At 70.2% G+C, this 21,523-nt stretch carries 21 protein-coding genes; 12 read left to right on the top strand and 9 right to left on the bottom strand.

Features of this window, described 5'->3' with window-relative positions; translation table 11 throughout:
* Nucleotides 1-6: 6 nt before the first annotated feature.
* Entirely contained in the window at nt 7-774 is a 768-nt protein-coding gene (map, locus tag ACWEPL_RS02185) for a type I methionyl aminopeptidase (protein ID WP_363976157.1), read from the top strand.
* Here map and ACWEPL_RS02180 read toward each other — a convergent pair.
* A complete protein-coding gene (locus ACWEPL_RS02180; RefSeq protein ID WP_452434759.1) occupies nt 761-958 on the bottom strand; it encodes a hypothetical protein in 198 nt (65 codons plus the stop codon). The genes map and ACWEPL_RS02180 overlap by 14 nt on opposite strands.
* A gap of 308 nt (nt 959-1,266) precedes the next feature.
* Here ACWEPL_RS02180 and ACWEPL_RS02175 point away from each other — a divergent pair, with 308 nt between their 5' ends.
* Both ACWEPL_RS02175 and ACWEPL_RS02170 read left to right on the top strand, forming a co-directional pair.
* A complete protein-coding gene (locus tag ACWEPL_RS02175) occupies nt 1,267-1,530 on the top strand; it encodes a hypothetical protein (RefSeq protein ID WP_192787646.1) in 264 nt (87 codons plus the stop codon).
* A 205-nt stretch (nt 1,531-1,735) separates the two neighbouring features.
* Entirely contained in the window at nt 1,736-1,999 is a 264-nt protein-coding gene (locus ACWEPL_RS02170; protein ID WP_355208778.1) for a hypothetical protein, read from the top strand.
* 246 nt (nt 2,000-2,245) lie between these two features.
* Here the strand turns inward: ACWEPL_RS02170 and ACWEPL_RS02165 are convergent, their stop codons facing one another.
* Nucleotides 2,246-3,172 (bottom strand): adenosine deaminase, encoded by a 927-nt coding sequence (locus ACWEPL_RS02165; protein WP_452434758.1) that lies wholly within the window; start codon nt 3,170-3,172, stop codon nt 2,246-2,248.
* 88 nt (nt 3,173-3,260) lie between these two features.
* Here ACWEPL_RS02165 and ACWEPL_RS02160 point away from each other — a divergent pair, with 88 nt between their 5' ends.
* A complete protein-coding gene (locus tag ACWEPL_RS02160; protein WP_363976146.1) occupies nt 3,261-4,418 on the top strand; it encodes a PucR family transcriptional regulator in 1,158 nt (385 codons plus the stop codon).
* On the opposite strand, the gene ACWEPL_RS02155 is transcribed toward ACWEPL_RS02160, so the two are convergent.
* Nucleotides 4,374-5,567: a metal-dependent hydrolase family protein gene (locus ACWEPL_RS02155; RefSeq protein WP_452434757.1), complete on the bottom strand. Its 1,194-nt coding sequence runs from the start codon at nt 5,565-5,567 to the stop codon at nt 4,374-4,376. The genes ACWEPL_RS02160 and ACWEPL_RS02155 overlap by 45 nt on opposite strands.
* 219 nt (nt 5,568-5,786) lie before the next feature.
* Between ACWEPL_RS02155 and ACWEPL_RS02150 the strand changes: the two genes are divergently transcribed.
* The 4 genes from ACWEPL_RS02150 to ACWEPL_RS02135 are packed head-to-tail and all read left to right on the top strand — an operon-like array spanning nt 5,787 to nt 9,104.
* A complete protein-coding gene (locus tag ACWEPL_RS02150; RefSeq protein WP_355208788.1) occupies nt 5,787-6,839 on the top strand; it encodes an ABC transporter substrate-binding protein in 1,053 nt (350 codons plus the stop codon).
* A complete protein-coding gene (locus ACWEPL_RS02145; RefSeq protein ID WP_350729627.1) occupies nt 6,836-7,588 on the top strand; it encodes an ABC transporter ATP-binding protein in 753 nt (250 codons plus the stop codon). The genes ACWEPL_RS02150 and ACWEPL_RS02145 overlap by 4 nt, the downstream gene beginning before the upstream one ends.
* On the top strand, nt 7,585-8,334 hold the full coding sequence (locus ACWEPL_RS02140; RefSeq protein ID WP_350729629.1) for an ABC transporter permease: 750 nt from the start codon (nt 7,585-7,587) through the stop codon (nt 8,332-8,334). The genes ACWEPL_RS02145 and ACWEPL_RS02140 overlap by 4 nt, the downstream gene beginning before the upstream one ends.
* Nucleotides 8,331-9,104, top strand: a complete 774-nt coding sequence (locus ACWEPL_RS02135) for an ABC transporter permease (protein ID WP_355208791.1) — start codon at nt 8,331-8,333, stop codon at nt 9,102-9,104. Before ACWEPL_RS02140 ends, ACWEPL_RS02135 begins: the two co-directional genes overlap by 4 nt.
* 133 nt (nt 9,105-9,237) lie before the next feature.
* Here the strand turns inward: ACWEPL_RS02135 and ACWEPL_RS02130 are convergent, their stop codons facing one another.
* The 3 genes from ACWEPL_RS02130 to ACWEPL_RS02120 form a co-directional block, all read right to left on the bottom strand.
* Nucleotides 9,238-10,011 (bottom strand): CAP domain-containing protein, encoded by a 774-nt coding sequence (locus tag ACWEPL_RS02130; protein WP_452434755.1) that lies wholly within the window; start codon nt 10,009-10,011, stop codon nt 9,238-9,240.
* Between the two features lie 198 nt (nt 10,012-10,209).
* Nucleotides 10,210-11,754, bottom strand: a complete 1,545-nt coding sequence (dacB, locus tag ACWEPL_RS02125; RefSeq protein WP_452434753.1) for a D-alanyl-D-alanine carboxypeptidase/D-alanyl-D-alanine endopeptidase — start codon at nt 11,752-11,754, stop codon at nt 10,210-10,212.
* A gap of 106 nt (nt 11,755-11,860) precedes the next feature.
* Nucleotides 11,861-12,412, bottom strand: a complete 552-nt coding sequence (locus tag ACWEPL_RS02120; RefSeq protein WP_350729636.1) for a DUF1707 and FHA domain-containing protein — start codon at nt 12,410-12,412, stop codon at nt 11,861-11,863.
* 88 nt (nt 12,413-12,500) lie between these two features.
* On the opposite strand from ACWEPL_RS02120, the gene ACWEPL_RS02115 reads away from it, so the two are divergent.
* Genes ACWEPL_RS02115 through ACWEPL_RS02105 form a run of 3 tightly spaced genes read left to right on the top strand, consistent with a single transcriptional unit; the run spans nt 12,501 to nt 16,251 of the window.
* Nucleotides 12,501-13,022, top strand: a complete 522-nt coding sequence (locus ACWEPL_RS02115; protein WP_355208797.1) for a PadR family transcriptional regulator — start codon at nt 12,501-12,503, stop codon at nt 13,020-13,022.
* Nucleotides 13,019-13,699 (top strand): ABC transporter ATP-binding protein, encoded by a 681-nt coding sequence (locus ACWEPL_RS02110; RefSeq protein ID WP_363976130.1) that lies wholly within the window; start codon nt 13,019-13,021, stop codon nt 13,697-13,699. Before ACWEPL_RS02115 ends, ACWEPL_RS02110 begins: the two co-directional genes overlap by 4 nt.
* Nucleotides 13,696-16,251 carry an FtsX-like permease family protein gene (locus tag ACWEPL_RS02105; protein ID WP_452434751.1) on the top strand — a complete coding sequence of 852 codons (2,556 nt, stop codon included), beginning with the start codon at nt 13,696-13,698 and terminating at the stop codon, nt 16,249-16,251. Before ACWEPL_RS02110 ends, ACWEPL_RS02105 begins: the two co-directional genes overlap by 4 nt.
* Here ACWEPL_RS02105 and ACWEPL_RS02100 read toward each other — a convergent pair.
* Both ACWEPL_RS02100 and ACWEPL_RS02095 read right to left on the bottom strand, forming a co-directional pair.
* Nucleotides 16,211-17,572 carry an MFS transporter gene (locus tag ACWEPL_RS02100; protein WP_363976124.1) on the bottom strand — a complete coding sequence of 454 codons (1,362 nt, stop codon included), beginning with the start codon at nt 17,570-17,572 and terminating at the stop codon, nt 16,211-16,213. The genes ACWEPL_RS02105 and ACWEPL_RS02100 overlap by 41 nt on opposite strands.
* A 97-nt stretch (nt 17,573-17,669) precedes the next feature.
* Entirely contained in the window at nt 17,670-18,431 is a 762-nt protein-coding gene (locus tag ACWEPL_RS02095; protein ID WP_452434749.1) for a hypothetical protein, read from the bottom strand.
* 333 nt (nt 18,432-18,764) lie between these two features.
* Between ACWEPL_RS02095 and serA the strand changes: the two genes are divergently transcribed.
* Complete coding sequence (gene serA / locus ACWEPL_RS02090) at nt 18,765-20,354, top strand: phosphoglycerate dehydrogenase (RefSeq protein ID WP_363976120.1); 1,590 nt, start codon at nt 18,765-18,767, stop codon at nt 20,352-20,354.
* Between the two features lie 351 nt (nt 20,355-20,705).
* On the opposite strand, the gene ACWEPL_RS02085 is transcribed toward serA, so the two are convergent.
* The gene (locus tag ACWEPL_RS02085) at nt 20,706-21,521 is read right to left on the bottom strand and encodes a class I SAM-dependent methyltransferase (protein WP_397373059.1); all 816 of its coding nucleotides are present in this window, start codon (nt 21,519-21,521) and stop codon (nt 20,706-20,708) included.
* Between the last annotated feature and the right edge of the window lie 2 nt (nt 21,522-21,523).

The raw sequence follows: 21,523 nt of genomic DNA, 5'->3' as shown, positions 1-21,523 counted from the left end.
GGGGCCGTGATCGAGCTGAAGAGTGCCGGAGAGATCGACGCGATGCGGGAGGCGGGGCGGGTCGTCGCCGCCGTCCACGCCGCGGTGCGCGAGCGGGCCGCCGTCGGCGTCTCGCTGAAGGCGCTCGACGAGGTGGCCCGGACGGTCATCGAGGACGCGAAGGCGGGAGCGTCGTTCCTCGGCTACCACCCGTCGTTCGGCGCGACCCCGTACCCGGGGGTGATCTGCACGTCCGTGAACGGGGTCATGCTGCACGGCCTGCCGAGCCCGTACCGGCTGCGTGACGGCGACCTGATCAGCGTCGACTGCGGCGCGTTCGTGGACGGGTGGCACGCCGACGGCACGGTCAGCTTCGCGGTCGGCGAGCAGCGCGCGGAGGACCTCAAGCTCATCAGGGTCGCCGAGGAGACGCTGGCCGCCGGCATCGAGGCGGCCGTGCCCGGCGGCCGGATGGGAGACATCGGCCACGCCATGTCCACGGTCGGGCGCGGTGCGGGATACGGCATGCAGAACGACTTCGGCGGCCACGGCATCGGGCGGGCCATGCACGAGTCGCCGTTCGTGCCCAACGAGGCCCGCGCGGGACGCGGGATGCGACTGCGGCCCGGCCTGGTGATCGCGATCGAGCCGAGCCTGATGGCCGGGGGCGACGACGAGTACTACATGTCCGAGGACGGCTGGTCGGTGTGCTCGGGAGACGGCAGCAGGAGCGTGCACGTCGAGCACACGGTCGCCATCACCGCGGACGGCCCGGTCATCCTCACCGTGCCGTAGGCCCCCGCATCCCGAACGGGAACCTGGCGCGCCGCACCAGCGGCGCGAGCAGCAGCGAGAACGTGAGCGGCCCAGATCGCGTGGAGCGCCGCGCCGACGAACGTGATCCGTGGAAGTCGTCCTGGGAGCCGAACGCCGGCGACGCGTGGAAGAACACCAGCCCGACCAGCACCAGGGCACTCATCACGTCGAGTTCGGGGCGGTCGGAAGGGGCGGGTCGTTACGCATGGTCATGATCACCGCCCGTATGTACCAGTCTGAGGCCCCGAATGCGCCCGCGCCATGGTCTGTGGCGAGGTGGGAAAAGGTACAGGAGTCACCACGGGGAAGCACTGCCACGTCAAGATCGACGATCTGTATATCGGTTCGGCCATGCGCGCCATTTCGCCAGGTCAAGAGCGAAATTGTGGGCGTTTGTCGAAGTTGGGGGCCGGGGACATTCACTCTCGGCAGCTACGGAGAGTAGTGGACATGTACCAGAGAGGAATCGATATGTACAGACATGGGCTCGTTCTGGCCGGCCTCGTCGCCGGGATGGCTGTGTTCGGCGGCTCCGCGTTCGCGGCCACCACCGGCTTTCCGAAGGACCACGACGACAACAGGAAGATCCTGTTCGTCTGTGGCGACGACAACTACATCGCCGGCGGCGACATCAACAAGAACGAGAACAAGCTGCTGAACATCGAGACCGGCGACATCCTCGGCATCCTCAGCGCCCACAGCGAGGACGACAACCGGAAGTGCACGCTCGCTTAAGCAGTCTCCTCAGCGGTTGAGAAACGTAACCACGGGGCCCGCCTGTCAGGCCGGGCCCCTTGGTCTTGCTCAACCACTCGTCTGTGAGAGAAGCGCCCGCAGGGTCAAAAGTGAAAATTGTGGGCGTTTGTCGCAGTCGAGCGTCGGGGACATCTCCCTCCGACAGCTACGGAGAGTAGTTGAAATGCATCAGAGAGGAATCGACATGTACAGACATGGACTCGTTCTGGCCGGCCTCGTCGCCGGGATGGCCGTGTTCGGCGGCTCCGCGTTCGCGGCCACCACCGGTTTCCCGAAGGACCACGACGACAACAGGAAGATCCTGTTCGTCTGTGGCGACGACAACCTCATCGCCGGCGGCGACATCAACACGAACGAGAACAGCCTGCTGAGCGTCAAGACCGGCGACATCCTCGACATCCTCAGCCGTCACGACGAGAACGACAACCGGAAGTGCACGCTCGCCTAAGTAGTCTCTTCGGCGGTTGAGAAACGTGACCACGGGGCCCGCCCGCAGGGTCGGGCCTCACGGTCTCGCCCAGTCTCGTCTGTGAGAGAGGCCTCGCGCAGGTGGTCGGCCCGCACTTCGAATCCGCGTCCGTCACCCACGCAGGGCCACTCGGAGGCGGTGGTTGCGAACACCTCGCCAGAACAGCGATGCCGCTACCGGACCTGCTCCTCGGCGGCCGATGCCGAGGGGCAGGTCCCCGTAGTCTCACCCTTCGTACGCGAACGAAGCATCGAAGGAGTTGCGGGCGATCCGGTCGAGCTGCTCGTCCGTCATCCCCAGCTCCCGCTGGAGCGCCGCGTAGTTGTCCTCGACGTAACCGCCGAAGTACGCGGGGTCGTCCGAGTTGACGGTCACGACGAGCCCTTCGTCCAGCATCGCGGGCAGGATGTGGTCACGCAGGGACGGCACGGCGCGCAGCCGTACGTTCGACAGCGGGCACACCGTCAGCGGGATCCGCTCGTCCCTGAGCCTGGCCACGAGCTGCGGGTCCTCCATGGCCCTGATCCCGTGGTCCACCCGCTCGACGCGCAGGATGTCCAGCGCCTCCCACACGTAGTCGGGACCGCCCTCTTCGCCCGCGTGCGCCACCCGGTGCAGCCCTTCGGCGGCCGCGATCTCGAAGACCCGCCTGAACAGCGACGGCGGGTAGCCCACCTCCGCCGAGTCCAGCCCCACCCCGATGAACGACTCCCGGTACGGCAGCGCCGCCCGCAGCACCTGCTCGGCCTCGTCCGCCCCCTGGTCGCGCAGGAAACACAGGATCAGCGCGGCCGACACGCCGCCGTCCTTCAGGGCCGCCGACAGCCCGCCGAACACCGCCTCCAGCGGCACGCCCCGGTTCAGGTGCGCCTGCGGGTCGAAGAAGATCTCCGCGTGCCGCACGCCCTGCTCCTTGGCCCGTCGCAGGTAGGCGGCGGCGAGGTCGTAGAAGTCCTCCTCGGTGCGCAGGACCGCCATGTGCTCGTAGTAGAGGTCCAGGAAGGACTGCAGGTCGGTGAAGGAGTAGCGGGAGCGGATGGCGTCCACGTCGAAGGTCGGCAGGTCGATCCGGTTACGCCGGGCCAGCTCGACGACGAGCTCTGGCTCGAGGGTGCCTTCGATGTGCAGATGGAGCTCTGCTTTGGGACGCATGACCACGAGTAAACCCGACACCGCGAGGTCGGAGTATCGTGCGAACCTCTGAACTCTTGGGTTTTGAGCTGGCATAACATCAGATTTCATGAGGCTGTCGGACCTGCTCGCGCGCGACGACCTGCGGCTGACGCTTGTGACGGGTCACGAGGAGGTCGACCGCGAGATCCGGCGCGCGTACCCGACGGACCTGCCCGACCCCCGACGCTACCTGCAGTCCGGCGACCTCGTGCTCACCAGCGGAGTCTGGTACGGCGAGCCGGCCGACTGCGAGCGGTTCGCCGACGCGCTGTGGGCCACCGACGCCGCCGGCCTGGTCGTGGGGCTGATCGTGCTGGGAGAGCTGCCCGAGGAGCTGGTCAAGGCGTGCGAACGGCGCCGGCTGCCGCTGCTCCTGGCCGCCCCCGACCAGTCGTTCGGCGTGATCACGCAGGTCGTGACGGCCGAGGGGTTCGCGACCGAGCAGCGCAGGGCCGAACGGGTGAGGGCGCAGACGCTGCTCGACGTGCTGGGCCACATCCCGCCGGGCGAGGTCTCCGCGCACCTGCGACTGCTCGGCGCCGACCCGGGCCTGCCGACCGCCGCCATGGCGGTCACGCGGACGGGACCGGTGAATGACGATTACGACCTGCCCGAGGTCCTGCACGAGGGCCTGGCCAGGAGGGGCCGGCACCTGATCGTCGGCGGCACCTCCCAGGAGGCGATCGTGCTGGTCAACGGCCGGGCGTCGCGCAAGAGCCTGGCCGACGAGCTGCGCGGCCTGGTGGCGGAGCGCCCCGGGCTGAGCATCGCCGCCGGGATCAGCGAGATGGCGGCCAGCGTGTCGCAGCTCGGCGAGGCGCTGGAGACGGCCAGACGGGGCATGGAGTCCGCGCGGGGCGGCCCGGGGCCGGTGTCGATCATGTCGGTGGCCGACATCGACAGCTTCGACCTGCTGATGGCCGCGCTGCCGGCCAGCGTGCGCCGGTCCTTCCGCGATCACCTGCTGGGGCCGGTGGAGGAGTACGACGCGCGGCACGGCTCCGAGCTGCTGCGCACGCTCGACATCTTCCTGGAGACGTGCGGTTCCTGGCAGCGCACCGCCGACGAGCTGTACGTGCACGTCAACACGTTGCGCTACCGCATGCAGCGGATCGAGGAGCTGACCGGGCGGCGCATGTCGTCGATGCGCGACCGTACCGACCTCTACCTGGCGTTGCGGTCAGGGAGAGACGGGCAGGCGGCCCGCGACGACGCGGCCCCGTGAGACCACGGCCACGATGTTCTCCGTGGCCAGGTCCTCGATGCGCTCCCACGGACGCCCGCGCAGCACGACGAAGTCGGCGCCCAGCCCCGGCGCGATCCGCCCCACGGGCATGCCGATCGAGTCGGCCGCGTCGGAGGTGGCCGCCCGCAGCGCGGACTCGGCGTCCATGCCGAGCACCCGCGTCATGTGGACGACCTCGGCGAACTGGTCGCCGAACTGCACGTGGTGGCCGTTGGCGTCGGTGCCGAGCACGAACCGCACGCCCAGCGCGGCGGCCTGGGCCAGCAGCACGTCGCGGCGGGCGATCAGCTCGGCGGCCTTGGCGCTGGCCTCGGGCGTGACGGGGACGCGGCCCTCGGCGATGGCCTCGTTGATCAGCAGCGTCGGCGCGACCGGCGTGCCCCGGGCGGCCAGCGTCTCGGCCAGGTCCTTGCTCATGAGCGTGCCGTGCTCGATCGAGTCGACACCCTCCTCGACGGCCACGCGGATGCCGTCCTCGGAGTGGGCGTGCGAGGCCACCAGCATGCCGAGCGCGTGCGCCTCGTCGACGACCGCCCTGATCTCGTCGCGGGTGTAGTTGCGCCAGGCGTTCTTGTCGCCGATCGACAGCACGCCGCCGCTGGTCGTGAGCTTGATGCCGTCCATGCCGGCGCGGGCCCAGGCGCGTACGAGCTTGCGGCACTCGTCGGGGCCGTCCGCCGTGGGCTTGCGCACGGGGAACGCGGGCGGCACGAACAGGTCGTTGTGCCCGGCCGTCATCCCCACCACGCCGTGCACCTGGACGCGCGGCCCGGGCAGCACCCCGGCGTCGAACACCCGGCGCAGCGCGATCTGAGCCTCGTCGCCCGCCAGGTCGCGCAGGGTCGTCACGCCGTGCCGCATGGCCCGCTGGGCGTGGGCGGCGCCGTGCAGCACCTGCTCGTCCCGGGTGGTCACCAGCGGCCAGGTCGCGAAGTCCGGCGGGTCGCCGGGGCCCGCGTAGCCGACCAGGTGCACGTGCGTGTCCACCAGGCCGGGGAGCACGCACAGACCGTCGTGGCCGGGCACGGCGTCCGGCTGCACGCTGATGATCCGGTCCGGCTCCCAGCTCAGATCGACTGGGCCGCGATATTCGGTACCGTCCCAAAGGGGGATTCCGTCGAGTCTCATTTCAGGCTCGACGCTACCGGAGCCGCCGGGCGGCTGGAGGGATCTACGGTCCTCGGACGGCGCTCTCGTAGGGACCTACAGGGCTCGCCAGCGGTTTTCCCGCATTCTCCCTGCGTGACGGCTTCCGGTGCCCGGGCGTCCAAAACCACCGTCACACGATGGTAATAATCAATGGATACCGTCCTGACCTGCACGTTCACCGCCGCTCAAGGATGAATTATGGCTATTTCTCTCGATCGCCGCGCGTTCCTGCGGACAACAGGTCTGGCCGGTCTGGCGCTCGGCCTGGCCGCCTGCGGCGAGACCACGGCCGCCGGCGGGGGCGGAGAAACGAGCGGGCTGGGCTCGGTCAAGCTCCAGCTCTCCTGGAAGAAGAACGTCGAGTTCGCCGGCGAGTACTTCGCGGACACCAAGGGTTACTTCAAGGCCGCCGGGTTCTCGCAGGTCGAGCTCCTGTCGGGCGGCGGCTCCGGCACCTCGGTCGAGTCGGGCCTGGCCACGGGCCGCTGCTGGGCGGGCCTGTCCGCGCCCACGATCACCGCCCCGGCCGTCCTGCAGGGCGCCCAGCTGAAGATCGTCGGTGCGACCTTCCAGAAGAACCCGTTCGCGATCGTCTCGCTCAACAAGAACCCGATCAAGGACGCCAAGGACCTCGTCGGCAAGAAGATCGGCGTCCAGGACTCCAACGAGCTGGTCTGGAACGCGCTGCTCAAGGCCAACAACCTCGACCCGTCGAGCGTGACCCGCGTGCCGTTCCAGTCGGACCCCTCGATGCTCACCTCCGGGCAGCTCGACGGTTACGTCGGCTACGTCACCAGCGGTCCCGTACGGCTGCGGATGCAGGGCCACGACCCCGCCTACCTGCTGTTCGCCGACGCCGGCCTGCCGCTGGTCGCCGAGACGTTCACGGTGACGCAGGAGACGATCGACAAGGAGCGCGACAAGCTCAAGGCGTTCCTGACCGCCGAGATCAAGGGCTGGAGGGACGCCGTCGCCGACCCGGCCAAGTCCGCCGAGCTGGCCGCCACCGTCTACGGCAAGGACCAGAACCTCGACGTCAAGGAGCAGACCGAGGAGGCCAAGATGCAGAACGAGCTCGTGGTCACCCCCGACGTCAAGGCCAACGGCCTGTTCACGATGACGCCGGAGCTGATCGAGCAGAACATCGCCTCGCTCGCCAAGGCCGGCCTGACCATCAAGGCCGAGCAGCTGTTCGACCTGACGATCCTGGACGAGATCTACAAGGCCGACCCGAGCCTGAAGCTGTCATGACGGGGATCAGCATCGCGGGGCTGAGCAAGTCCTTCGGCAAGGGAGTGACCGCGCTGCAGGGCGTCGACATCCAGACGCCGAAGGGCTCGTTCCTGTCGCTGCTCGGTCCCTCCGGCTGCGGCAAGTCCACGGTGCTGCGCATCCTCGCCGGGCTGGAGGAGCCCACGTCGGGTGAGATCCGGGTGAACGGCGAGACCCCCGAGGAGCTGCGCAGGAGCCACCACCTCGGCATCGCCTTCCAGGACTCCGCGCTGCTGCCCTGGCGCAGCGTCGCGGCCAACATCCGGCTGCCGCTGGAGGTCGCCGGGCTCAAGCCGGAGCCCGGCGTGATCGAGGACCTGATCAAGCTGGTCGGGCTGGAGGGGTTCGAGAAGGCCCGGCCCGCCGAGCTGTCCGGCGGCATGCGGCAGCGCGTGTCCATCGCCCGCGCGCTGGTGGTCAAGCCCAGCGTGCTGCTGCTCGACGAGCCGTTCGGCGCGCTGGACGACATGACCAGGCAGCGGCTCAACCTGGAGCTGCTGCGCATCTGGACCGAGAAGCCCGCCACGACGCTCATGGTCACCCACGGCATCGGCGAGGCCATCTTCCTCTCGGACGTGGTCGCCGTCATGAGCCCGCGCCCGGGGCGGGTCATCGAGATGGTGGAGATCGGGCTGCCCCGGCCCCGCACCCCCGAGATGATGCGTACGCCCGAGTTCCACGCGATCCACGACCACCTCAGCGACCTGCTGTTCGGGCACGGCGCATGAGGCGCGTCCAAGGGCTGCTCGGCGTCGTCGCGCTCGTCGCGCTGTGGTGGCTGCTCGCCGTCACCGTGTTCGCCGGCGGCGGCGCGGTGCCCACCCCGTGGGCGGTGCTGGCCGCCATGGGCGCCGACGGCTGGGCCTTCTACGGCCCGAACGTCTCGGCCACGCTCGGCGCGGCGGTCCAGGGCTTCCTGTGGGGCAATGGGCTGGCCATCGGCGTGGCGCTGCTGGTGCTGCTCGTGCCCCGGCTGGAGGCCGTCGCCACCCAGCTCGCCGTCATCAGCTACTGCATCCCGCTGCTCGCCATCGGCCCCATCGTGCTGGTGGTCTTCGGCGGCGACGCCACCGTGGTCTTCCTCGCCGCCATCTCCGTCTTCTTCACCACGCTCATCGGCGCCCTGCTCGGGCTGCGCTCCGCCGACCGGGCCAGCCTGGACGTCGTCACCGTGTACGGCGGCGGCCGGCTGGCCAGGCTCCGCTACGTGCAGATCATCTCCGCCCTGCCCAGCACGTTCGCGGGCCTGAAGATCTCCGCGCCCTCCGCGCTGCTCGGCGCGATCATCGGCGAGTACCTCGGCAGCAACGACTCCGGGCTGGGCGTCTCCCTGATGATCTCCCAGCAGCAGTTCCAGGTGCCGCGCACGTGGGGGCTCGCGCTCGTGTCCGGGCTGATCGCCGGGCTCGGGTACGCGATCGTCGCCCTCCTCGCGCGCGTGGTCACCCCCTGGTCGAGAGGCGAGTCACAGTGATCGGCCGCACCGTGCTGAGGATCGTCGGGCCGCTGGTTCCCTCCGTGGTCATCGTCGTGGCCGCGTGGTGGGTGGCTCTGGAGGCGTTCGGGATCAGCCCGCTCGTCGGCAAGCGCCCGCCGCAGGTCTGGGAGTACCTGACCTCGTCGGCCGCCCACCGCGAGGCCGTGTTCGGCGCGCTGGGCATCACGATCAGGGACGCGGCCATCGGGTTCGCCACCGGGATGATCGCCGCCATGGTCGTGGCGGTCGCGTTCGTGCTGTTCAGGACCGTCGAGCAGACGTTCATGCCGGTCGCGATGCTGCTGCGCTCGGTGCCGCTCGTGGTGATGACGCCGCTGATCACCCTGATCTTCGGCCGCGACCTGCTGGGCGTGGCCGTGATCGGCGGCATCGTGGTCTTCTTCCCCGCGCTGGTGAACATCGCCTTCGGGCTGCGCTCCGCCTCGCCGCAGGCCACCGACCTGATCATGGCGTACGGCGGGACGCGCCTGACCGTCCTGCGCAAGGTGGCCGTGCCGACCGCGATGCCCTCCGTCTTCGCCTCGGCCCGGATCTCCGTGCCCGCCTCGATCATCGGGGCGCTCATCGCGGAGTGGCTGGCCACCGGGCGGGGGATCGGCGCCGAGATCCTGCGGGCGATCGGCGGCTTCCGCTACGACGAGGTGTGGGCGGACATCGTGGTGGTCACCGCCGTGTCGATCCTGGCGTACGCGGTCGTCGGCGTGGTCGAGTCGCTGGTCCTGGCCCGCTTCTCCGACCGCTCGTAAGCGGGGAGTTTGCGGGCCCGGCCGCGGTCCTGTGTGCGGGGGAGACGCGGCCGGACCCGCTCGGAAGGGAGCGCGTGGGCGTGCGGTGGGATACCGGCGGGTGTGGCCGGTGGAGGCCCGACGCTCCCGTGGCTCAGTGGGTGGCGAGGACCTGGGTCCAGGTCGGTCCCTTGGCGTTGTGCCCGACACCGATGTGGGTGAAGGAGCAGTTGAGGATGTTGGCCCGGTTTCCTGAGCTCTTGAGCCAGCCGCTCATCACGGAGGCCGCGGTGGGCTGGCCCATGGCGATGTTCTCGGCGGCTGAGCTGAAGGAGAAACCGGCGGCCCTGATGCGCCGGTCGAACGTGCGGCCGTCGCGTGAGTCGTGCGAGAAGTAGTTGTTCTCCCCCATGTCGGCCGAATGGCGTTCGGCGGCAAGGTGCAGCCTGGGGTCGTGGATGAGGGGGCGGCAGCCCTTCTTCGCCCTGGCCCTGTTCGTGATCTTGACGACCTCCGTCTCGATCGGGGACGCGAAGCCGCCGCCCGACGCGCACGACAGCCTCACGGGGCGCGACCGGCCGCTGCGCCCCTTCGAGTCGACCGCGACCACGTAGTAGCTGCGCGGGGTGGGGGAGCACCGCACGCCTGCGGTGATCCGCCCGGTGCCGACCGTCTTCGAGCCGCTCTTGAGGACCCGGTCGGGGCCCGGCGCGACGACCTGGATGCGTACCCTGAGCCGGGCCTGGTCAGTGCAGCCCGTCCTGGTTGCGGTGCCCTGGACCACGCCCCTGGTCGCGACCGGCTTGGCCGCGGCCACGCGGCACGCCTGCGCCGAGGCGGCCTGGGTGACCGCCTGCGCGGCGGTCGCGGGGAAACTCAACGCCGCCAGACTCCCGAGGCAGACGAGTGCCTGGAGCTGTCCGCGCATTCTTTCCTCCGGTTCAGGGCTCGACATTGCGTCGAACCCGCATTCTGGCGCTCCCGAGTCGACGATGTACGGAAATTTCAGACCTAACTTGGAGCTCCAAGTGGCCGAATCGTGATCCAGCTGCCTCGATCCCGGTAAACCACAGCGGCCCCCTGAGCGTCAGAGGGCCGCGCGGTTTCAGGCGATTTCAGGCGATGGTTAGCACTGCACGGGCTTCAGCCAGGAGCATTCGAGGTCCCCCGCCTCGCCCTGCTCCGTGGCGCGGAGCTGCGTGGCGTCGGCGGTCGCGGTGGCGCGCGTGAACTGGGCGAGCCGGATGGCGATCTTGTCCTCGATGTCCTTGGGAGAGCCGGACAGGTACTGGTTCAGCATGATCGAGAAGATCAGCGGCTCGCCCTCGGCGCTCGTGACGTACCCGGACAGCGAGGTCACCCCCGTCAGCGAGCCCGTCTTGGCGTGGACGTTGTTCGCGGCCGGCGTGTTCCGCATCCGGCTGCGCAGGGTGCCGCCCACGAAGCGCTCGGCGTTGCCCGCGATGGGCAGGGACTCGTACCAGGTGGTGAACCAGGGCTTGCTCCGCACCGCCGTCAGCAGCTGCACGATCGAGCCCGGCGAGAAGCCGTCGCGGCGCGACAGGCCGGAGCCGTCCCGCATGTTGATCACCTGCACCCCGTTCGCCTTGGCGAAGTCGGTGCTGACCTTGAGCCCGGCCGACCACGTGCCCTGGTTCGCGACCTTGCGGCCCATGGCCTTGGTGAGGATCTCGGCGTGGATGTTGTTGCTCAGCTTCAGGAACGGGACCAGCAGCTCGCCCAGCGTCATCGACTGGTGCCCGGCCAGCTCCTTGGCCTCGGCCGGGGCCGCGCCCGTGACGGTCGGCCCGAGCACCTTGACGCCGTGCTTGGTCAGCGACGCGCGGAACAGCGACGCGACGTACGCCGTGGGGTCGTCCACGGCCACCCACTCCTGGTACGGGTCCTTCACCGTGCCGGTGATCACGACGGTGCGGCTGTTGTGCTGCCGCTCGATGAGCACGTCGGTCTCCGAGCCCACCGTGGCCTTGTTGACGATCTTCAGGTAGCCGGTCTCCGGGGTGGTGGACACCTTGACCTGGTCGCCGTCGGCGGCCACGGAGACGATCACCGACCCGGCGTCGTAGTCCCTGTCGGGCGAGGCCGTCAGCGCGGAGATGGGCGCCGCGTAGTAGGCGGTCTCGTCGTCCCACGACCAGTCGTTGCCGAGCCGCTGCGAGTCGAACCAGGTGTCGTCGGTCACCAGCTTGCCCGTCACGACCTTGACGCCCGCGGCGGCGACCTTGGCGGCCAGCGCGTCGTAGTCCTCGGCCAGCATGGTCGGGTCGCCGGTCCCGCGCAGCACCAGGTCCCCGGCCAGCAGCGACCCGGCCTTGCGGCCCGAGGAGAGCACGGTGGTGGAGAAGCGGTAGTCGAGCCCGAGGGTCTCGGCGGCCGCGGCGGAGGTGAACAGCTTGGTGTTGGAGGCGGGGGTCAGGAGCTTGCCCGCGTCCGTGGCGTACAGCTCCTCGCCGGTGGCGGCGCTCTTGACGACCACGCCCGCTCTGGCGATCGTGAGCCGGGAGTCGCTGAGGATCTTGTTGATGTCCTGGTTGAGGTCCGCCACGCCGGCGGAGGGCTCCAGGGCGACGGCTGGGGAGGAGGGGCTGGACGCCCACGCGAGGGCCGCGACGAGCGTGCCCGCGACGAGGGATGCTGAGGTGCGCCGCATGGGGGGTCTCCAAATGAATGGGGAATCGCCATGCCAGCGTGGATCACCGCAAGCCAGCTGTAATCCGCAAATATCCGTATTTGTCGGGCGACTCTGGGCGGAGGCGTCAGAAGGACGGCTGGCCCGAGCTCACCATGAAACCGCAGTCGCCGAACGAGATCTCGTCACCCGACCGCACCCGCGCCGGCCCCACCAGCCGCCACCCGTTGAGCCGGGTGCCGTTGAGCGAGCCGAGGTCCACCAGCATCCACTCGCCGTCGTCCTCGCGGCGCAGCTCGGCGTGGACGCGGGAGACGGTTAAGTCCGACAGGACGAGGTCGCACGCCGACCCGCGCCCCACCACGTAACGCAGCCGGTCGTCGTCGGGCAGCGCCAGCTTGGGCAGCCGGGGCCGCCGCCACGCGGACTGCACCCGGGTGGTGAACTCGGAGACCGACGCGACGGCGTCGGTCAGCCGCTGCCGGATCGTCGGCTTGCGCGGCAGGTCCGCGACCAGCTTGTCGAGCTCGTGCCGGTTCTGCGCGCGCAGCGCCTGGTCAACCCGGCCTACGAACGTGTCGTGGGAGATCCGGCCCTCCACGGCCTGGTCCCTGAGCTCCCCGATCGCGCGGTCGCGTTCCCCGTCTGATGCGCGAAAAGGCGGCTGCGTCGAGCTCATGTAGCGAGTATCGGACCGAAGGGCGCTCGCTGTCCAGAAAACACGGATCGCTTGCGATGGGCATACTCAGTATGCATACTCAGTATCCATGTCGATAAGACACGGACTGCTCGCGTTGCTGAGCAGCGGACCGCGTTACGGCTATCAGCTCAGGGTCGAGTTCGAGACGTCCACAGGGGCGACCTGGCCGCTGAACATCGGCCAGGTCTATACGACGCTCTCCCGGCTTGAGCGAGATGGCCTGGTGGCCCCAGGGGGAGCCGACGAGCAGGGCCGCGCGGTCTACACGATCACCGAGGCCGGCCGGGAGGAGCTGGAGCGATGGTTCAGCACCCCCGTCGCCCAGTCCGACCGGCCTCGGGACGAGCTGGCCATCAAGATCGCGATGGCCGTGGCCGGTGGCCTGGACGTGGCCGAGGTCATCCAGACCCAGCGCGTGGCCACCATGCGCGGGCTGCAGGAGCTGACCCGGGCCAAACGGGCCGCGGCAGGTGGGTTCGCACAGCGGCTGGTCCTCGACTCGCTGATTTTCAAGGCCGAGGCGGAGCAGCGCTGGCTGGACCACTGCGAGGCCGTTTCCAAGCAGATGTCCAAGGAGCAAGAGCGATGACTGTGGTGAGTTTGCGGGACGTGACCCGCGAGCACGGCCAGGTGCAGGCCCTGAAGGGCGTGAGCCTGGAGGTGGCGGCGGGGGAGCTGGTCGCGGTCATGGGCCCGTCGGGCTCTGGCAAGTCGACGTTGCTCAACGTGGCGGGCGGTCTCGACCGGCCCACCTCGGGGACCGTGACCATCGAGGGCGAGGACCTGACCAGGGTGAAGGACCTGGCCGCGCTCAGGCGCACCAGCGTTGGATACGTCTTCCAGGACCTGAACCTCATCCCGTCCCTGACGGCCGCCGAGAACGTGATGCTGCCGAGGGAGCTCGACGGCGTGCGCTCCGGGACCGCCCGCGAGGAGGCGCTGGCCGTGCTCGCCGAGGTGGGGGCCGGGGAGGTCGCCGGCCGTTTCCCCGAGGAGCTGTCCGGCGGGCAGCGCCAGCGTGTGGCCATCGCCAGGGCGCTGGTCGGCGATCGGCGGCTGCTGCTGGCCGACGAGCCGACCGGCGCGCTCGACACCGCCACCGGGGACGAGATCCTGCAGCTGCTGCGCAACCGTTGCGACGCCGGCGCGGCGGTCCTGCTGGTCACCCACGAACCGCGGTACGCGGGCTGGGCCGACCGGGTGGTCTACCTGCGTGACGGCGTGATCGTGGAGTCGAGCGCCGTGCGGCTGGAGAGCGCCCGATGAGCGCGTTCCGCGCCGCGCTGCGCATCTCCCGCAGGGACGCCCTGCGTTTCAAGGGCCGGACCGCGCTGATCATGGTGATGATCGGCCTGCCCGTCCTGGTCATCACGGCGGTGCTCACCGGCGCCGCCACCACGAGCATCACCAGCCGCGACAAGCTGGACTCGACGTTGGGGGCGGCCGACGCCCGCATCGCCACGACCCCGTTCCGCACCCCGGTCGAGCAGAGCGCGGACGGGGAGATCACCAATATGCGCCAATCGCAGAGTCCCGAGCGGCCGTGGACGCCCGCCGAGATCGGCACCCTGCTCCAGGGCCGCCTGCTCCGCTACCAGGCGAACGTCGTCCAGGCCCGCCTGGCGGACGGCTACAGCCGGGTCGACGTGTTCGAGGCCGATCTGCGCGACCCCTTGACCAGGGGGATGCGTCGCCTGGTCGAGGGCAGGTTCGCCGCCGCACCTGGTGAGGTCGCCGTGTCCCCCGCGCTGATCGACAGCGGTGTCCGGGTCGGCGACACGATCAAGACGTGGCGGCCGGACCGCACCGTGCGGGTGGTCGGGGTCGCCGAGCACCCGAACCGGCCCGGCCTGCGCGAGATGCTCGCCCTGCCGGAAGGGCTGCTCCCGCACCAGAACGACGGCAACGACAGCGGCTGGCTCATCGACACCGCCGCCCCCGTCCAGCAGCCGGACGTGCAGAGGCTCAACAAGGTGGGCCTGGGCGTCAAGTCCCGGTTCCTGATCGAGCGCTCCGGCGCCGGCGACTCCGGGCCCCGGGACCTGCACGGGCTGGTCGAGCTGGGTGTCGGCGTCGTGCTCATCGTGACCGAGACCGTCCTGCTCGCGGGCCCCGCCTTCGCTGTAGGGCTGCGCCGCAGGCGCAGGGAGCTCGCCGTGATCGCCGCGCAGGGCGGCTCCGGGCGGCACCTCAAGACCATCGTGCTGGCCGACGGCCTGGTGCTCGGCGGCGCGGCGGCCCTGCTGGGCGCCGCCCTGGGCATCGGCGCCGGGCTGCTGGGGGAGTGGCTCGCGGCCCGCCGGCTGGACTGGACGCACGGTCCGGCGGACGTGCCCTGGGCGCAGGTGCTCGGCGTGGCCGCGCTGGGCGTGGTGAGCGCGCTGACCGCGGCGATCGTGCCCGCGATCCAGGCGAGCCGGCAGAGCCCCGTGCACGTGCTCGCCGGGCGTGCCGCCGTGGACACGTCCGGCCGCGCGGGCCGTCCCGTGCTCGGGGCCGTGCTGGTGCTGCTCGGGCTGGCCGCGACGGGGGTCGCCCTGCACCGGGGCCTGCTGTCGGTCGCGCTGGCCTCTATGCCGGTGGTGTTCGGGCTGGTCGCGCTGATGCCGTGGCTGGTCCAGGCCACGGGGCGGCTCGCCGGGCGGCTGCCGCTCCCGCTGCGCCTGTCCGTGCGCGACGCCTCCCGCCACCGCGTCCGTACGGCCTCCGCCACCGCCGCGGTCATGGCGGCCACGATGGGAGCCGTCACGCTGGGCATCGGCCTCAACAGCGACTATGTCGACCAGGAGGCGAAACGCAACTCGATCGTCCCCGCGGACACCATGGTGATCGGTGCCTGGAAGGCGGACGATCAGGGGTGGGCGCGGGTGCGGGAGCTCGTGCAGCAGAAGCTGCCGGGGGTGAGCCTGGTCAACGGGCTGAACGTGATGGACGCGCGGGGCGAGCTCCTCAGCCTGAGCGTCGCCCTGCCGGAGGGCTGCACGTCCCCGTGCGACCCCCGCGATCATGACTACGGCCCCGCGGAGGTGGCCGACGAGGAGGTGCTCGCCTTCCTCCAGAAACGCAGGGATCCGCAGGCGGCGGCGGCACTGGCGGCGGGCAAGGCCGTGGCGTTCAGCCCGGGCGCCATGCGCGACGGCGTGATCAGGATCGGGGTCGGTGACTGGGACGGGGAGCCGGTCACGACCCTCCGGGTTCCCGCCGTGGCGGCGGCGCCGGCCGACGTCGGTCAGACAGGCGTGCTGATCCCGCCGTCCGTGCTGACCCAGGCGGGGTTCAAGGTGTCGCAGCGGACCTTCTACGCGGCGTACACAGATATCGACGATCAGCGGCTGACCACGGAGATCAGGGTCCTTGTCGGAGATCAGGCCTACGCCCTCGCGGAGCGGGGCAACGCCGAGAGCCGCTTCTTCACCCTGACGATCCTGCTCGTGGCCGCGCTGGTCCTGGTGCTCGGCGGCACGTTCGCGGCCACCGGGCTGGCCGCCGCCGACATGCGCCCGGACCTCGACACCCTGTCCGCGGTCGGCGGGACGGCGCGGGTCCGCAGGCTCGTGGTGGCGGCCCAGGCGGCCTACATCTCCGGCCTCGGCGCCCTGGTGGGCCTGGCGGCGGGCACCGTCAGCGGCATCGCGCTGACCTGGCCGCTGACCCGGAGGGTTTACGGGATCATGGACCTGTTCAACCCGGGAGCCACGACGATCGCCGTCCCCTGGCTCTTCCTGGCCGGGGTCGTGGTGGGGCTGCCCCTGCTGGCGGCGCTGACGGCGGGGTTGTTCACGCGGACGCGTCTGGTGCTGGCGCGCCGGGTGGCGTGAGGCGGTACTTCAGCGTCATCAGCACCGACAGGAAGATGATCAGTGCCGGGACCGCGGTCTGCCCGATCAAAACCGCGGTCACCGCGCTGTCCGGCTGCTCGACCGGCCTGCTGGGCTCGGACTCGATGAAGCCGCCGATCGACAGGATCACCCCGAAGATCAGCGCGCCGAACGCGCTGACGCCGCTCTCGATGGCCGTCCACAGCCCGGTCAGCACGCCCGCCCGCCGCTTGCCGGTCTCGGCGGCGTCCACCGCGATCACGTCCGCCAGCATCGAGAACTGCAGCAACTGCACCCCCGCGTAGCCGACGCCGACCACCAGGATCGTCACGTGCGCCCACACGATGCCGAGGACCGGCGTGGCCAGGGCAGCCGTCGTGCCGCCGGCGTACAGGAGCGCCGCCAGGATCATCGCGCCCCGCTTGTCGAAGCGCTTGGCCAGGCGTACCCACAGCGGCATCGTCAGCAGGATCGGGCCGACCAGCGCGGCGAAGAGCGTCTGCGTGGCCTTCGGCGAGCCGAGCGTGTACGCGGCGAAGTACGGCGCGGCGGCCAGCATCATGCTCACGGCGAGCATCTGCGTGCAGGCCAGCATGGTCAGCCACAGGAACGGCCGGTTGCCCTTGATCGCGGCGAACTGCTCGCGCCACCCTCCCCGGTCCGCCTCCGGCGCGCCGGTCATGGGCGCGCGGGCCGTGCCGAAGAAGGAGCCCAGCATGGCGAGGAGCAGGATGACCGCGATCACCGTGGCCATCAGCCGGTAGCTGTCCAGCGTGCCGTGCTCGCCCTGGCTCGTGACGATGGCCGGGGCGAGCACGCCGCTGACCGCGGTGGCCGCGCCGATGAAGATCATGCGCCACTGCAGCAGCGAGGTGCGCTCGTGGTAGTCGTGGGTCATCTCGCCGGGCATCGCCTTGTACGGCACCTCGAACAGCGCGTACGCCGTCGCCGTCACGAGGAAGCACACCCCCACGTAGAGCGCGGCGGGCACGCCCGTCAGCGGCGGCCCCGCGAACACCAGGAAGAACGCGATCGGCAGCGTGCAGGCGCCCGCCAGCAGCCAGGGCCGCCGGGGGCCCAGCCGCGACCGGGTCCGGTCCGACCAGCGGCCGATCAGCGGGTTGACGATCAGGTCCCAGACCTTGGGCGCGGTCACCACGACCCCGGCCAGCCAGGCGGGCACGGCCAGGAAATTGGTCATGTAGTACAGCAGGAGCAGGCCGGGCACGGTGCTGACCGTGGCCGTGCAGAAGGACCCGACGCCGTAGCCGAGGCGCACGCCCCTGGAGACCGTGGACGAGCGCACCGCCGGTGTGATCATTTACTCATTGAACCCGAGCGAGGGCTTGTTCGGGAGGGCCCACTTTTTCCCATGCCGCAGGGCCCGGTCACCCGGGCCCCGCGCCATATGGCTCGCGTCAGTCGATGACGTTCGCGCACACCACGTGCGCGCCGATCTCGATCATCCGTTGCTCGCTGCGCGTGTCCGCGACCCTCGCCATGAGGATCGGCGCACCGGAGGCCGCGAACTGCGGCAGCCGGGCGCGTACCAGGCGGTGCAGGTCGCGTACGACGTCCTCGGCGGCCGACATGTGCACCTTCACGTGCAGCATGATCCCCGGAGCCCCGGACGCCGTGCGCGCCTCGGAGATCCAGACGTGGTGCACCAGCGGGAAGTCCATGAGCAGCAGCCCGATGGCCTGCCGCAGCGCGGGCAGGATCGGATGCGCGCACCGCCGGTAGCCGGGGTCCACCTGCTGCATGGGCCCCGACAGGTGCGGCCGGGGCGCGGGCACCCACGGCAGCGTCGGCGCCTGCGGAGTCGGAGGTGCCACCTGGGCCAGCGCGGCACCGCGTGACACGGTCGCCATCGCCCCCGTCGCGTACGCGGCAGGCACTGCCCCCGAGAGGACGGGCGTCGGCCCCGAACGCGACGAGGACATGAAGCGCTGGAGGTCGTCGATGGGCACGGCCGCGGCGGCTGGTCCGGCCGCGTCGATCACGATCTCCCGCACGCCGGTGACGCGCTGGATGTCCAGGATGGTGTCGGCGTCGCACGCCGATAGGGAATGACTGCCGCGGTGCCTGGCATAGGTGACAGAGCCGGTGTAACCGAGCAACACCCGGTCTCCGGCCTGGGTCGTCCCGAGGACGACCGAGCGGTCTGACCGCACTGCCACCAGGACTCCACCGTCGGCGAGAGCGCTCAGCAGGCGATGCGGAGTGCCATGCTGAGCGAGCGCGTCGGCAAGCGCAGGATTCCCGATGCTCATAAGACGAACCCTAGGTACTCGGCCACGGCTTATCAGGCTAATGGCGAATAAATCTCCCGATCAAGACAAAGATGTGAGCGGAGTGGATGAGTTTCTTCCTCCGGGGGTAGAGCGGAGCTGTCTCACATCGTGGGTGCCTCGTGAACGCGTTCACAAGCGCCGGATAGAATCTGTGGGACCGTCGGGGGATCCGTGGACGTGTCCCCCGAATGCCCGCCGTGCCGTTAAGGATCCACACCAGTGAACAAGCCCGTCGTTCTGGTCGCAGAGGAGCTGTCCGAGGCTGGCCTCGCCGTACTCGGCGCTGATTTCGAGGTCCGCCACACCGACGGCGCCGACCGTTCCCAGCTGCTGCCCGCCCTCGCCGGGGTGGACGCCCTGATCGTGCGCTCCGCCACGCAGGTCGACGCCGAGGCCATCGCCGCGGCGCCGAAGCTGCGCGTGGTCGCCCGCGCCGGCGTCGGCCTCGACAACGTCGACGTCGAAGCCGCCACCAAGGCCGGTGTCATGGTCGTCAACGCGCCGACCTCCAACATCACCAGCGCCGCCGAGCAGACCCTCGCGCTCATCCTGGCCAGCGCGCGCAACACGGCCCAGGCCCACGCCGCGCTGAAGAACGGGGAGTGGAAGCGCTCCAAGTACACCGGTGTCGAGCTCGACGAGAAGGTCATCGGCATCCTCGGTCTGGGCAAGATCGGGCAGCTCGTGGCCCAGCGGCTGCAGCCGTTCGGCGTCGAGCTGATCGCCTACGACCCCTACCTGCCGCCGGCTCGCGCCGCGCAGATGGGCGTCAAGCTCCTCAGCCTCGAAGAGGTGCTCAAGCAGGCCGACTTCATCACCGTCCACCTGCCCAAGTCCAAGGAGACCCTCGGTCTCATCGGCGACAGGGAGCTGCACCAGGTCAAGCCGTCGGTGCGCATCATCAACGTCGCCCGCGGCGGCATCGTGGACGAGGGCGCCCTCTACTCGGCGATCAAGGAGGGGCGCGTCGCGGGAGCGGGCCTCGACGTGTTCTCCAAGGAGCCGTGCACCGACAGCCCCCTGTTCGAGCTCGACCAGGTCGTCGTCACGCCGCATCTGGGCGCCTCCACGCACGAGGCCCAGGAGAAGGCCGGCACCCAGGTCGCGCGGAGCGTGAAGCTGGCGCTCGCGGGCGAGTTCGTGCCGGACGCGGTCAACGTCCAGGGCGGCGTGGTGGCCGAGGACGTCAAGCCGGGCCTGCCGCTGGCCGAGAAGCTCGGCCGCGTCTTCACCGCGCTGGCCGGTGAGGTGGCCACCAAGCTCGACGTCGAGGTGCGCGGTGAGATCGCCTCCGAGGACGTGCGGGTGATCGAGCTGGCCGCCCTCAAGGGCGTGTTCACCGACGTGATCGAGGAGCAGGTCACGTACGTCAACGCGCCGCTGCTGGCCAAGGACCGCGGTCTCAACGTGGAGCTGGTGACCAGCTCGGAGAGCCCCGACTGGCGCAACGTGGTGACCGTGCGCGGCGTGCTCGCCGACGGCCGCCAGGTCTCGGTGTCCGGCACGCTCTCCGGCCCGCGCCAGATCACGAAGATCGTCGAGGTCAACGGCTACGAGATGGAGATCGAGCCGACGGCCCACCTGGCGTTCTTCACCTACACCGACCGTCCCGGCATCGTCGGCGTGGTCGGCCGTCTCCTCGGCGAGCACAGCGTCAACATCGCCTCGATGCAGGTGGCCCGCTCCACCAAGGGCGGCAACGCGCTCATCGCGCTGACCGTCGACTCGGCGATCCCGGCCGACGTGATCGACCAGATCGGGAACGAGATCGGCGCCGAGAGCGGCCGCTCCGTGGACCTGGAGGGCTGAGCCTCCTGCCCGGCCTGAAGGCCGTCACCCGGTTCCGGGTGGCGGCCTTTGTTGTCTCAGCATGCAAGATACTAGGACATCCAATGAGATTGCTGGGGTACTGTTGCTGGTAATGCGCCAGGTGCTCGTACTTATTACCTGCCGCGGCGGGGCCTGTTAGGGCAGGTCGACGACTCGCCGCGGAGCGTCGTGGTGTCGGCCAATAAGTCCCATTCGTCCGCCGAACGGCTCGCGAAATGAGATGAGTCACATGTACGAGATGTATGCCTGGAACCGTGCCGAAGAGCATGAGGACGAGGCCGCGCAGGCCCTGCAGACCGCCCTGGACCGCAGGGACAACGGCGGCGCCCCTCAGAACCCGAGCCGGTAGAACACCGCCGCCCGCTTCACCCCCGGCAGCAGCCCGGCGATCCGGGCCGCGACGCGGTGCGGCGTCGGCAGGCGGTCGAACCCCTCGATGTCGAACGCGCTCACCGCGCTCAGGCAACGCAACCTCGGATGGATCGCCAGCAGCTCGCCCGGCCCGTCGATGCCCCAGACCAGGTGGGCGTCCGCCTTGCGCACCGGCCTGTTGAGCTTCTGCGTCTTGAGCCCGAGCGGGCTCACCGCGTCGAAGACGAACTGGCCGCCGGGGAAGCGGTCGACGATCGCCCTGATGAGGGCCCGGCCCTCGCCGGGGTCGAGATAGTAGAGCAGGCCCTCGGCCACGACCAGCACAGCGGCGTGGCCCGGGACCTGCTCCAGCCACTTCAGCTCGGTGACCGACGAGCCGATCAGGCGGTAGCCGGGCCGCTCGGGGAACAGGCGCCGCCGCAGCTCGATCACGTCGGGGTAGTCCACGTCGTACCAGCGGACGCTGGGCGGCGGGTCCAGCCGGTGGACGCGGGTGTCGAGGCCGCAGCCCAGGTGGAGCACGGTGGCCTCGGGATGGGTGGCCAGGAACCCGGCCGCCCACCGGTCGATGAACCGCGCCCTGATCGCGACCGAGACGGCCAGGCCGGCGTTCATCCCGGTCTCGGTGAAGTCGTGGTCGATGCGTTCGACCGCCTCGGCGGCCAGATCGTCGCCGAGGATCGGATCCGGGGACCGCGCGTCCAGCGCCCGCCCGTACAGGGTGGCGAGCAGGGTGGCCTTCTCCCCGGTGAGATGCACCTGCTCCAGTGCCATAC

It is taken from the genome of Nonomuraea sp. NPDC004186 (genome assembly GCF_053603495.1).
This window is presented reverse-complemented; position numbering and strand designations above follow the sequence as displayed.

Bases quoted from the DNA above. Each gene is read 5' to 3' on its own strand.
- ACWEPL_RS02180 (WP_452434759.1), bottom strand. From the start codon at position 958: ATGAGTGCCCTGGTGCTGGTCGGGCTGGTGTTCTTCCACGCGTCGCCG.
- ACWEPL_RS02175 (WP_192787646.1), top strand. From the start codon at position 1,267: ATGTACAGACATGGGCTCGTTCTGGCCGGCCTCGTCGCCGGGATGGCT.
- ACWEPL_RS02170 (WP_355208778.1), top strand. From the start codon at position 1,736: ATGTACAGACATGGACTCGTTCTGGCCGGCCTCGTCGCCGGGATGGCC.
- ACWEPL_RS02165 (WP_452434758.1), bottom strand. From the start codon at position 3,172: ATGCGTCCCAAAGCAGAGCTCCATCTGCACATCGAAGGCACCCTCGAG.
- ACWEPL_RS02160 (WP_363976146.1), top strand. From the start codon at position 3,261: ATGAGGCTGTCGGACCTGCTCGCGCGCGACGACCTGCGGCTGACGCTT.
- ACWEPL_RS02155 (WP_452434757.1), bottom strand. From the start codon at position 5,567: ATGAGACTCGACGGAATCCCCCTTTGGGACGGTACCGAATATCGCGGC.
- ACWEPL_RS02150 (WP_355208788.1), top strand. From the start codon at position 5,787: ATGGCTATTTCTCTCGATCGCCGCGCGTTCCTGCGGACAACAGGTCTG.
- ACWEPL_RS02145 (WP_350729627.1), top strand. From the start codon at position 6,836: ATGACGGGGATCAGCATCGCGGGGCTGAGCAAGTCCTTCGGCAAGGGA.
- ACWEPL_RS02140 (WP_350729629.1), top strand. From the start codon at position 7,585: ATGAGGCGCGTCCAAGGGCTGCTCGGCGTCGTCGCGCTCGTCGCGCTG.
- ACWEPL_RS02130 (WP_452434755.1), bottom strand. From the start codon at position 10,011: ATGCGCGGACAGCTCCAGGCACTCGTCTGCCTCGGGAGTCTGGCGGCG.
- dacB (WP_452434753.1), bottom strand. From the start codon at position 11,754: ATGCGGCGCACCTCAGCATCCCTCGTCGCGGGCACGCTCGTCGCGGCC.
- ACWEPL_RS02120 (WP_350729636.1), bottom strand. From the start codon at position 12,412: ATGAGCTCGACGCAGCCGCCTTTTCGCGCATCAGACGGGGAACGCGAC.
- ACWEPL_RS02115 (WP_355208797.1), top strand. From the start codon at position 12,501: ATGTCGATAAGACACGGACTGCTCGCGTTGCTGAGCAGCGGACCGCGT.
- ACWEPL_RS02110 (WP_363976130.1), top strand. From the start codon at position 13,019: ATGACTGTGGTGAGTTTGCGGGACGTGACCCGCGAGCACGGCCAGGTG.
- ACWEPL_RS02105 (WP_452434751.1), top strand. From the start codon at position 13,696: ATGAGCGCGTTCCGCGCCGCGCTGCGCATCTCCCGCAGGGACGCCCTG.
- ACWEPL_RS02100 (WP_363976124.1), bottom strand. From the start codon at position 17,572: ATGATCACACCGGCGGTGCGCTCGTCCACGGTCTCCAGGGGCGTGCGC.
- ACWEPL_RS02085 (WP_397373059.1), bottom strand. From the start codon at position 21,521: ATGGCACTGGAGCAGGTGCATCTCACCGGGGAGAAGGCCACCCTGCTC.